The sequence below is a fragment of the Collinsella aerofaciens genome, from assembly GCF_040915545.1.
GTDB lineage: Bacteria > Actinomycetota > Coriobacteriia > Coriobacteriales > Coriobacteriaceae > Collinsella > Collinsella aerofaciens_BE.
The window spans coordinates 1-10,425 of sequence record NZ_JBCPDH010000047.1 but is presented as its reverse complement, the minus strand read 5'-3'; the positions used below and the strand labels follow the sequence as shown (position 1 = coordinate 10,425).

Annotated in this window: 8 protein-coding genes; 2 read left to right on the top strand and 6 right to left on the bottom strand. The window is 57.2% G+C overall.

Annotation, left to right across the window (positions count from 1 at the left end; all coding sequences use genetic code 11):
- The first annotated feature begins 442 nt into the window (after positions 1-442).
- On the top strand, positions 443-1,093 hold the full coding sequence (locus AB5202_RS09595; RefSeq protein ID WP_117806742.1) for a GNAT family N-acetyltransferase: 651 nt from the start codon (positions 443-445) through the stop codon (positions 1,091-1,093).
- A gap of 615 nt (positions 1,094-1,708) precedes the next feature.
- Here AB5202_RS09595 and AB5202_RS09590 read toward each other — a convergent pair.
- Complete coding sequence (locus AB5202_RS09590; RefSeq protein WP_158554607.1) at positions 1,709-1,879, bottom strand: hypothetical protein; 171 nt, start codon at positions 1,877-1,879, stop codon at positions 1,709-1,711.
- 160 nt (positions 1,880-2,039) lie between these two features.
- A complete protein-coding gene (gene aguA / locus AB5202_RS09585; protein ID WP_368144561.1) occupies positions 2,040-3,161 on the bottom strand; it encodes an agmatine deiminase in 1,122 nt (373 codons plus the stop codon).
- 178 nt (positions 3,162-3,339) lie between these two features.
- Here aguA and AB5202_RS09580 point away from each other — a divergent pair, with 178 nt between their 5' ends.
- Positions 3,340-4,143 carry a LuxR C-terminal-related transcriptional regulator gene (locus AB5202_RS09580; RefSeq protein ID WP_271736885.1) on the top strand — a complete coding sequence of 268 codons (804 nt, stop codon included), beginning with the start codon at positions 3,340-3,342 and terminating at the stop codon, positions 4,141-4,143.
- A 372-nt stretch (positions 4,144-4,515) separates the two neighbouring features.
- Here the strand turns inward: AB5202_RS09580 and AB5202_RS09575 are convergent, their stop codons facing one another.
- The 4 genes from AB5202_RS09575 to AB5202_RS09560 all read right to left on the bottom strand — a co-directional run bounded on the left by AB5202_RS09575 (position 4,516) and on the right by AB5202_RS09560 (position 10,315).
- Positions 4,516-5,685 carry an ATP-binding protein gene (locus AB5202_RS09575; protein WP_199409482.1) on the bottom strand — a complete coding sequence of 390 codons (1,170 nt, stop codon included), beginning with the start codon at positions 5,683-5,685 and terminating at the stop codon, positions 4,516-4,518.
- Between the two features lie 229 nt (positions 5,686-5,914).
- Entirely contained in the window at positions 5,915-7,291 is a 1,377-nt protein-coding gene (locus tag AB5202_RS09570) for an MATE family efflux transporter (protein ID WP_117746646.1), read from the bottom strand.
- Positions 7,292-7,378: 87 nt separating this feature from the next.
- Positions 7,379-9,007, bottom strand: coding sequence for an amidohydrolase (locus AB5202_RS09565; RefSeq protein WP_368144562.1), 1,629 nt, complete (start codon positions 9,005-9,007; stop codon positions 7,379-7,381).
- Positions 9,008-9,322: 315 nt separating this feature from the next.
- The gene (locus AB5202_RS09560) at positions 9,323-10,315 is read right to left on the bottom strand and encodes a helix-turn-helix domain-containing protein (protein ID WP_368144564.1); all 993 of its coding nucleotides are present in this window, start codon (positions 10,313-10,315) and stop codon (positions 9,323-9,325) included.
- Positions 10,316-10,425: the final 110 nt, after the last annotated feature.

Genomic DNA, 10,425 nt, shown 5'->3' with positions numbered 1-10,425 from the left:
GTCGCAGCCCCGACCCGCGGTCACGAGCGGGGGCTCCTGTCGTTTCCGTGCCCTCGGATTGGGTCATAGTGTCTGTCCGTCCTCTACCTGCGGCGTTGTCTTACTCCGGATGCGGCAGTTAGGGACGTTCCTTTTCTGCCGGCAGTTTGGGATGTTCCTTGGGGTAGTCATTGGGGACGTTCTTTAATGACTGGTCGTTTAAGAACGTCCCCAACGACTACCCAGAATGAGAGTGGATAATCTCCCGTTTTTGGCCTATACCAGCGCTAAAAGTGGGAGATTATCCACTCTCATCGAGCAAGTGTCCGAAAATCCGCCCTCATTCCTTCTTAGGACCCTCCGTCCCCGAGGATTCGAGGCTCGCCTGCCGAATGGTCGATGCGGCCGTCCTGCGTCCATGTCACACTCAGGGGTGGCCTGACCCAACTTGGAAGGAGCCCCCATGAGCCTTGACAACGTAACTCTGCGTGCCGCCACGCTCGATGACCTGGCCGGCATCGCCGCCATCTACAACCAGCTGTGGTGCAACACGCTGCGCAACCGAGGCGACGTCGAAGCCGCCGATTTCTGTGCGCGCTTTAACATCGCCATGCAGCTGCAGCGCTCCCCCATCGCGCTCGTTGCCGAAGCTGAAGGCCGCATCATCGCCGCTTGCTGCATCGGTATCTTCGAAGACGGCAAACCACGCACCAATCCCACGTGGGAGCCCTGCTACAACGAGATGTTCGTCCAGGCAACCGAGATGGCAAAGACCGCCGATGCCAAGCTCGAAGGCTCGCTCTTTGGCGATAGCCGCGAGAAGGCAACAGCCGACCGCTTTGCCGCCACGGGCAACGAATATGCCCAAGGCCAGCTCAACCTGATCATCATCGTGCCCGAATGGCAGGGCAAGGGGCTCGGCCGTGCGCTCATCGACCTTGCGCGCGCCGAACTCGCCAAAGCCGGGTGCACCAAATTCTTCCTGATGAGCGACTGCAACTCCGACTGGCAGTTCTACGAGCACCTCAACATGAAGCGCATCTTGGAGGATCACAGCCAGGACACCGGCGACGGATTTATCGTCTATATGTACGGAGGCGACACGCAGGATTAACTTGCATGTCGCCTCACGGGCTTTCTACAAGACGGCCCAAACCATCAACCAAGACGAGTCAACAAGGCGCGCTCTCCTCGGCAGCAAGGGCATTCGTGCTGTAACGAGTGGTGGAGATGGCCACGCTTGCACACAACTGTCTCGGATAGATAGCGGTCGAGCAGGCGCGCCCATGTGCGTGCGTCAAGACGCTCCTCCGCCCTGCCATACAGCGATCGACGGAGTGCCTCGCCCATAGTGCCGCTAAAATCATCGAGCTCAAGAGCGTACTTTGGGACAACGTATCCGACCAACGTCCCCACAAACGGGCTGTGCCCATTACACACGCAGCTGTTTATCAATGGTGCAGGCGGAATGTCATCGTCGTCCAGGTCAAATATGTCCAAGTCCAGCTCACCAGAAGCGTATGGGTGTATTCCGCGGTTAAGCATCTTAAAGATATGGACCGCGAGTCCAAAGTCATCCGTCTGTGGCGTAAACACGGGGGCATTCGTGGACGCTGCCAAGCTCTCGAAATCGCTGATGCCGGCTATCTCCATGAGTTGAAGCACCTCGGGGGCAATATAGCCGGGAGCGGCGCACGCAGTCCTATGTGTCACATCCGAAAGCGTAAAGCTATACGAGCGCCTTGATGGTATCCATGCCCGCATGCGCCGAAGCCTCGCAACCCTTCTGCCCGTTGAGCACGCACTCGAGCAGCGTATCGTATGCGCGCTGGGCTTCGGGGGCCAGGTACGCCCTGTTAAACATGCCCTCGGGTCGCACGTTTCCCTTCGAGTCGATCATATAAGGCCCCAATCTGTTTGGTTTCCCCAGATTGTGTGCCCGCACACCCAAGCCGCACGGCCCGCCGTTCAGCTGAAACCACCACACAAAAAGTCCGCCGACCATTGAAGTCGGCGGACTTTCGCGTGCGGACAATCAAGCACTGTTCACCATGGAACTGCTATTTACAGCGCGCCTTGGGCTGCTGCTGGGTGATGCAGTGGATGTTGCCGCCGCCGTAGATAACCTCGCGAGTCATGATACCGATGACTTCACGGTCCGGATAAGCAGCCTGGATATCCTTGAGCGCCTGGGCGTCATTGGGATCGCCGAACTGCGGTACAAGCACTGCGCCGTTGATGGGCAGGAAGTTGAGGTAGCTCGGCTCGAAAGCATCCTCGGGGGTACGCGGCAGCACGCCCTCGACGGGGTCAATCGTGCTGGCCTCCTCCTCGGTCATATATACCGAGGTCGCAGGCATAATCACCTTGTGGATCTTGAGCTTGCGGCCACGGGCATCCGTCGTCTCGGAAAGCGTCTTATACGCCTCTTGGCACTCCTTGTAGAACTTATGGTTGGGATCATCGGTCCACATGCAGCAGACCTCGCCGGGCGCACTAAAGCATGCGACGTCGTCCACGTGCCCGTTGGTCTCAAACGGGTCGATGCCATCCTTGATCCAAATGACCTTCTCGATGCCCAGGTACTCGGCAAGCTTCTCCTCGATCTGCTCCTTGGTGTACTGGGGGTTGCGGTCCTCATTGAGCAGGCACATCTCGGTGGTCACCACGGTGCCCTGGCCGTCGCAGTTAAACGAGCCACCCTCGAGGATATAATCCTCGGGACGATAGCGGTTAACCTGCTCGAGCTGTGCCACCTGCAGGCCAATGGAAGCGTCCTTGTCCCACGGGAAATACAGGCCGTCAATGAAACCGCCGTAAGCATTAAAGTGGAAGTGCGAGAGTGCCACGTCCCCCTTGTCGTTGACAAGAAACGCCGGGCCGGAGTCGCGAATCCAGCTGTCGTTGTACTCCATGTGGATAACGCGCACGTTCTCAACGCCGTCGAAGATCTCACACACCGCGGGGAAGTCTTCAGTGTTGACGCCCACAGTGATGGGCTGAAAACGTGCAACGGTCTTAATAATCTCGGTAAAGACCTTTTGCGCCGGCTTGGCACCACAGCGCCACACATCCGAGCGATGCGGCCACAAAATCCAGGTGCGCTCCTGCTCTTCGTACTCGCCGGGCATGTAGAATCCGTCCTTCTTTGGCGTAGACTCGCTCTCGTAAATGGTCTTCATTTCAAGCTCCTAAATCTCGGTGCTTTTGCTTGACGAGACCATGATGCGGCCGCACCGAGATGTTCTCAATGGTCCCTCGAGCCCCTTTCAGCGACCGACGGTATACCATTCGCTGACCTAAAGTTCTATTCAGGCCGAGAACATGACATACTGGGTTCCACAATGGAAAGGATGCCCTATGCCCCCATGCAATAATCAGCAGACTATTGAGTTGGACAGTACGACCTGGACTGCTCTCAACGAGCTCGCGCTTGCAATCCACGCATCACACGGTGTCGATAAGCTGCAAAAGGAGACCCTCGAGGGAACGACAGGGCTCGTGCCCCATCGGATCGCCATGTTCGACCTGATCGAGGCAGCGGGCAGTGATGCCCCACGCTACGTCCACCCCGCAAGCAGCGGAATGGACGACCGCGCACTGAGCGACTACTACAACCGCTACGCCGCGATGGACTATACAACATGGAGCTTTGACTTACATAAGGTCGGCGTCTACCGCGACCTCGACCTCGTCGACGTCGAGCGACGCGATGCCACGCCCATCTATCGCAAATGGATGGAACCGCAGGGCGTCTACTTTGGCTGTACGGCCACGCTCGCGCACAACGACAGCCCGCTAGGAAGCATCACCCTGTTTCGTGAACGCACGGCCGGAGACTTCACCGACACCGAGCTCGCAATCCTGCTCGAAGTCGCTCGGCACGCGAGCCTCGCGCTCGCCAACCTCTATCCTCGGGGCATTAAACTCACCCAGACAGAAGACACAAACCAGCTAAATGCTTTCATTACAGAACACAATATCCAACCGCGCGAAGCCGAAGTCATGCGGCTCATGCTCGACGGCAAAACGAACAAACAGATGGCAAACGAGCTATTCATAAGCGAGTCAACCGTCAAGAAGCATGTCAACGCCATCTATCGCAAGCTCGGCGTCAGCAACCGCCTGGGCCTCATGACTGCCACGCAAAACATCCCGCGATAAAAAAGGGCGCCCTCCATGCAGAGAACGCCCTTTGATTTCGCCATTTGAATTAGTGTCGGCTCTGGCTCAAAGAGTAGACAGGTTTATTTTGGCAGGTTTTATCTGGGCAAATGTCAGCCGCCGCGAGGGAGCTGCCTTCCCTCGCGGCGGTCTTCTAGCAGAAAAACCAAGTGAGTAGGCTTTTTGCAGGAGGTCAAGCACGCCCCAAAACGCCACAGCTCTGACCTGCGGTTTTATTGAGTATTTGTTGCGATGTGCTCGGCATATCCAAATAAGTCTACTCACTTGCATCTAAGACGCACCAGATAGGCAAAAACCGCCGCAAAAAGGGGGCCGGTTCCCTTCGCGGCAGCCGTTAATACGCCGAGCTTGTTATCGTAAAAGCCAATCACGCGCCGAAACCACACTACAGTCTTTCGACTCATACGTTGAGTCCACGCGGGCCACAACATAGCGCGCATCTTTTGCAATGTCGATCTCATCGCATACAGTCTGTAGGTGGCGGGCGTACTTATCGTGATACGTTCTGGATGATTTTATTTCGATAGCCTTGGGACTCCCTGAGTTTGTACAGTCGAGCAAATCGATTTCACGCTTGCTGTCGTCCCTATAGAAATACAGCTCGGGATTCTCGCCCACGTTGAGATGGCTCTTCGCCGTTTCGGAAACGATGAGGTTTTCGAAAACGGCCCCCAGATAAGGGCTCTCCAATAGTTGCTCCAGTGATCCAATTTTGAGCAAGTAGCAGAGCAGCCCCGTGTCGTAAAAATAGAGCTTGGGCGTTTTAGTTAGACGCTTCTTGGCATTTGCATAATAGGGCTGCAGCGAAAACGTCAGGTAGCTCTGCTCCAGAATGGACAACCAGCTTTTAATGGTCGATACGCTCACGCCCGTATCTCGAGAAAGCGAGGATATATTGATGAGGGCACCGACGCTCTGAGCAATTATGGACAGAAACTTATGAAACTCCGCCTTATTGCGCACATCAAGCAAGCCCACAACATCGCGCTCAACATAGGTATCGATATAGCTGGGAAAATAAACCGAGGACGGCATTCCGGCGGAACGCAGGCGAGGGTATCCCCCTTCGAGCGCGAACAAATCCACTTCCAGCTGCCCCTGCTGGCCCCTCTCCGCTTCTCGAAACGATAATGGCAGCAATTTTAAGATCCCGACTCGCCCGGCAAGAGACTGCCCGATGCTTTTCATCATCAAAAAGTTTTGCGAGCCTGTAAGGATGTATTGACCGGCGTCTCCCCGCTCATCCGAAACAACCTGGATCATTGAAAACAAATCCGGGGCGTATTGCGCCTCATCGATGATGAGTCCGCCCTTTCGGTTGCGGATAAAACTCACCGGATCCTCCAAGGCCGCGCGCCTCGTTTGAGGGTCCTCAAGCGTGACGTAGGAATAGTCGGGAAAGGCATGCCGAACCAGCGTAGACTTACCACTCTGCCTAGGCCCTGTCAACGACACAACAGGAAACCAGCCTGCCATGCGAATGAGCAACTCATGCAAATCCCTGTTAATGAACTCAGCCATATCAACGCCCCTTATTACGCTGTTACCATAATCGAATAGTTTCATTCTCCATAATCTTATAGTAGCGTTTACCATAATCTTATAGTAACCCAGTTCAAAAGCATTATTTATAGAGCCGAAATCTCAGACCCTAAATAACAAAAGCCACCACAATGGGGGACTGTCCCCATTGTGGTGGCTTGCAGGCGAGTTAACTTGTTCGACTATCGTACGCCAGCCATGTCCGAGCCTAGAGCGTGGCAAGGCGCTTGGACTCGTGCGCGGCGAGCGCAATGGAGATGATGCCAGTAATGGCATCGGCCACCACCAGGGCGATCCACACGCCCTCGACACCCATCATGTTGCCGAGGAGGTACATAAGCGGCACCGAGCAGATCACATAGCGAAGCAGGCCCGTAAACGTGGCGACACCCACCTTCTCGACCGCCTGGAAATACATCGACATGGTCATGGCAAGATAGCCCAGGGCAACAGCCAGGATGACAGTACGCGTGGCGTTGGCGGCAACCTCAACGAGCGCAGGATCGCTGCCGGCAAAGAAGGCGCACACCGGGGTGGCGGCAAGCCAGAGCGCGACGGTGACCAGCGCCAGCGTCACAACCTGGTACTTAAGCGTGCAGGAGAGCGTCTCCTTAAGGCGTGCCCAAGCCTTTGCGCCGGCGTTGAAGGCAGCGATGGGCTGCAGACCGTAGGAGAAGCACTGGGCAACCATCATGGTAATGTAGAGGATGTAGCCGTTGATCACGCCAAAGGCTGCGATGTAGAGCGAGCCCATGTCGCCGCCGAGCGAACCCAAAAGCGAGTTGGCAACGGTATTAAAGATAAAGGTCGCACCCTGGACCAGGAAGAACGGGAAGCCGATCTTGAAGATCTGGCCGCAGATGGCGAGGTCGAGCTTAAGGTCGGCCAGGCTAATCTGGAGCTGGGACTTTTTGCCCCCGATGAACCAGAAGATACCGATGGCCCAGATACCGATGGAAAGCCCGTAGTACACGCCGGCGCCCATAACGCCAAACTTGAGCACAAACGTGGAAAGCGCGAGCCAACAGATGGCGACGATGGCCGAAACGGTCATGAGGTTGGCCTGGATCTGAACCTTCTCGTCCACACGCATCACAGCGGTGATCATCTGGCCAATGACCGTGAGCGGCAACAGCACGGCGAAGGTGCGCACGCCGGCAACGGTATCGGCCATGATGTCGGGCGTGGCGCCAAAGAATGTGCAGATGGGCTCGGTAAACACTGCCATCACCACAGCAAGCAGCACACTCACGATCGTGGTGAGCCAAAAGCCCTGGCTAAAAGCCTTGCTTGCGCCCTTGATGTCGCCGGCACCCAAAAGGTTGCCCACCACGGCGGGCACGCCGGTGCCAAACAGGTTGCCAAAGGCCAGGTTGATGTACTCGACCGACATAATGATCGAGACACATGCCAGGCCGTGGGCACCTAGGCCCCAACCCATCACGAGGCCCTCAAGGACCACCATGATGATCTGGGCGAGCATGCCCTGGCCGGTGACGATGGTGTACTTACGCACCAGACCGGGAATCGGTTGGGAGGCGAGCTCGCGCTCCTCCTCCACGGCAGCGGTTACTTCTTCTGCCATTGTTCTCCCCTTTCCTTGAGAGAGTAGTGCTGAATGGATGTCAGGCGGCTGACAACTGGCACCAAGCCGCCCAATCAAACGATGGCGCTATGCCTCAAAGACCACCTTGCCGGCGATCATCGTGAGGGCTGCGGTAGCCTCGAGCACCTCGGCCGGCTCGCAATCAAAGAGATTGCGGTCGAGCACGCAGATATCTGCCTGTTTGCCGCACGCGAGCGTGCCGATGCGGTCCTCGGCATGCATGGCGTAGGCGCTGCCATAGGTGTAGGCGCGCAGAGCCTCGGCCATGGTAATGCGCTCCTGGGGGAACCAGCCCTCAGGGTTGGAACCGTCCTCGAGCATGCGGAAGACCGCGCCGTACACCTCCTCCATGGGCTCCAAGCCCACAACGGGGAAGTCACTGCCCAGGTGCACCACGGCTCCGCTGGCAAGCAGGCTATGCAGGGGCCACGAAAGCGCGGCACGCTCGGGACCCACGGCTTCGTCCTTGGCAAGGTCAGCCATATCGAGCAGCATGTGCCACGGCTGCATGCCGGGGCAGACGCCGAGCTCGGCATAACGCGGCATATCCTCGGGTTGAACCGTCTCGTTGTGCTCCATGGAGTGGCGACAATCCCGCTTGCCATGCAAGCGCTCGCCCTCCTCAAAGCAATCGAGCACAAAACGCACCGAGCGATCGCCGATTGCATGGATGCGCGTGTCAACGCCCCATTCCTGCGCCCTCAGGATGGCAGCACGGATGCGCTCCGGCTCCTCCGCGGGCTCACCACAGGTGTCGGGTGCGTTGCTATAGGGTTCAAGCATCCAGGCGGTATGGTCGGAGCACACACCATCAAGGAACTGCTTAAAGCCGTGCCACTCCACCTGCGTACCCGGGAAGGCGTATTTCTCCTTGATCTGCTCGAGCGTCAAGGACTCGTTTTCGAACAGGTCGGTGTACAGGAACACGCGCATCGGCAAGTCGCCCTTGGCATTAAGACCTGCCAACACCGCATACGGGTTTTCCATGCTCACAAACGTAGGATTGACCATGCCGACCGTAGTGATTCCCAGGGCATTGGCGCGCCGGGCGGTTTTTGCAAACGACGCGTCAACAACCTCGGGCGCTGGGTCGTAGACCTCGTCCATAAAGAAGGCGCCGGCGTTGTTGGAAAACACGCCCGTCAGATTGCCGTCGGCATCCTTAAGGATCTTGCCGCCTGCGGGATCGGGCGTCTGCGAAGTTACTCCCACCTTGTTGATGGCGCAGGTATTGGCACTAAAGGTATGCAAGTCAACCTGCTGCAGAAATACCGGGCGGTCGGAGATGTACTCATCGATCATCGCGGCCGTGGGCATCTCGGGGACATCCCACTGGAACTGGATAATCTGGCAGCCCAGAATCCACTCGTTATCGGGATGGTCGGCCGCAAACGCCACGACACGTTCCATCGCCATCTCAAAACTGGTGCAGTCGATGAGGTTGACGGCAAAATCGGGGTCGGTCATAAACGCGCCCTGGGCAAAATGCGTGTGCGAGTCGATCAGGCCGGGCATGACGAGCTGGTCGCCAAAGTCGCGCACCTCGGTATCGGGACCGATAAACGGTGCCAGGTGAGCATCGTCACCGCAGGCAACGATTTTATCGCCCCGCACGGCAACGCCGCCCTTAAACGGCTCGAGCCCATCGCCGGTAAAGACGGCGTCGCTCTTGATAACTACATCAGCCTTGTCCATGCGAGCCTCCTCAGGCATCTTTGGTTGTAACGCGGACGCACCGCCCGCGTGGGCACTCGGTTGGGAGCGTAGCGCTCCCGCATCGGCGCGTGCCTACAAGCCGTGCTCGGACGTCTGTCCCACGTCCGCGGCTTCGCGCTACACCCATTGATACACAGGGGCAAACCCGTGCCAAGGCCAGGGACCGCAAACGGTCAGTTTAAGCAGGTTTACACGCTTTACCTGCAGGTTTATTGTCTGAGATTATTACCGCTTCATTACGCCCAACGGTGTGGCCGCCCACACAGCAAGACCCGCATGCGAGGAAGAATGAGGCTAGGAACGCCAAAAGGTATCTATAAGGTCATCTCGGTTGGAGACGCCGCTTTTAACGTAGATGCGATGCAAGTGTGCCTTGACCGTGCCAGGGCTGATGACCAACTCGCTGGCGATGTTTTGGGCGTCGTTGCCCTTCAGCACCAGCGTGAGCACCTCCTGCTCGCGCCGTGACAGCTTATGGGCGTCGGCATAAATCACCACACGCGATGCGAGATCGTCCTCAGAGCTTGCGCTCTCGGCTGCCACGTCCTCATCGGCACGCGGATGACGGGCATACACACGCAGGATATGGCTAAACTGGCAAAAAAGCTGAGCCGCGCATACCACGAGCAGCACGTTTTCGGAGATATTGCGCTCGGACAGATACCACAAAAAGAGGCCGATGACGGGGTTTTGGGAGTCGGGGCGGCAGAACAAGATCATGTAGGTGTCCTCGGCGATCACGCAAAACACAAGAACGAAGGCCACCTTCCAAAAGAGCTTTGAGCGGTCGAGGTCGAGTTTCTCAACACGCGTTGCTCTGTACCGGTAATGCCAGGCGGCATAGGCAAGACATCCTACATTACCCAGGTCACGCGTGAGCCAAAAGAGATACTGCTGCACCTCTCCGGCAGCGCCGCTGCGAGGCACCAGCAGCAATTGCAAGATTGAAAACGGCACGATAGCGAGTCCGAGCATGCGCGACGTCGGTCTTTTGCGCAAGCGCGCAAACATCCATAGCACCACGCAGGCATAGATGGCAATACCAAGCACGCAGCGCAGCAAGGGGTGCTGCAGCGGCTCGCTAAAGGTAACGGCGTAGTCGTATTTGAGCCGATTGTACTCGTCAAAAAAGATGACCGACATATCGAGCATATAGAGCAAAAAACCCGCCGCGGCCACGAGGCTGTCGCGACGGCGCGTCATGAGCCAAACCATCAATGCCACGGCACTGGTCACCAGAGCCACACCCATGATAATCGTGGTGTAGATATAGAACGCGAAACTCATGCCCGCCTCCCCTGTCTAGATGCTGTGAGGATGTTGGTTGATTTCCGATCTCAGCCGAACACATTAGGCGGACAGGCCGTTCCCGCAGCTAGCCGAACGCCCCCGAGGCC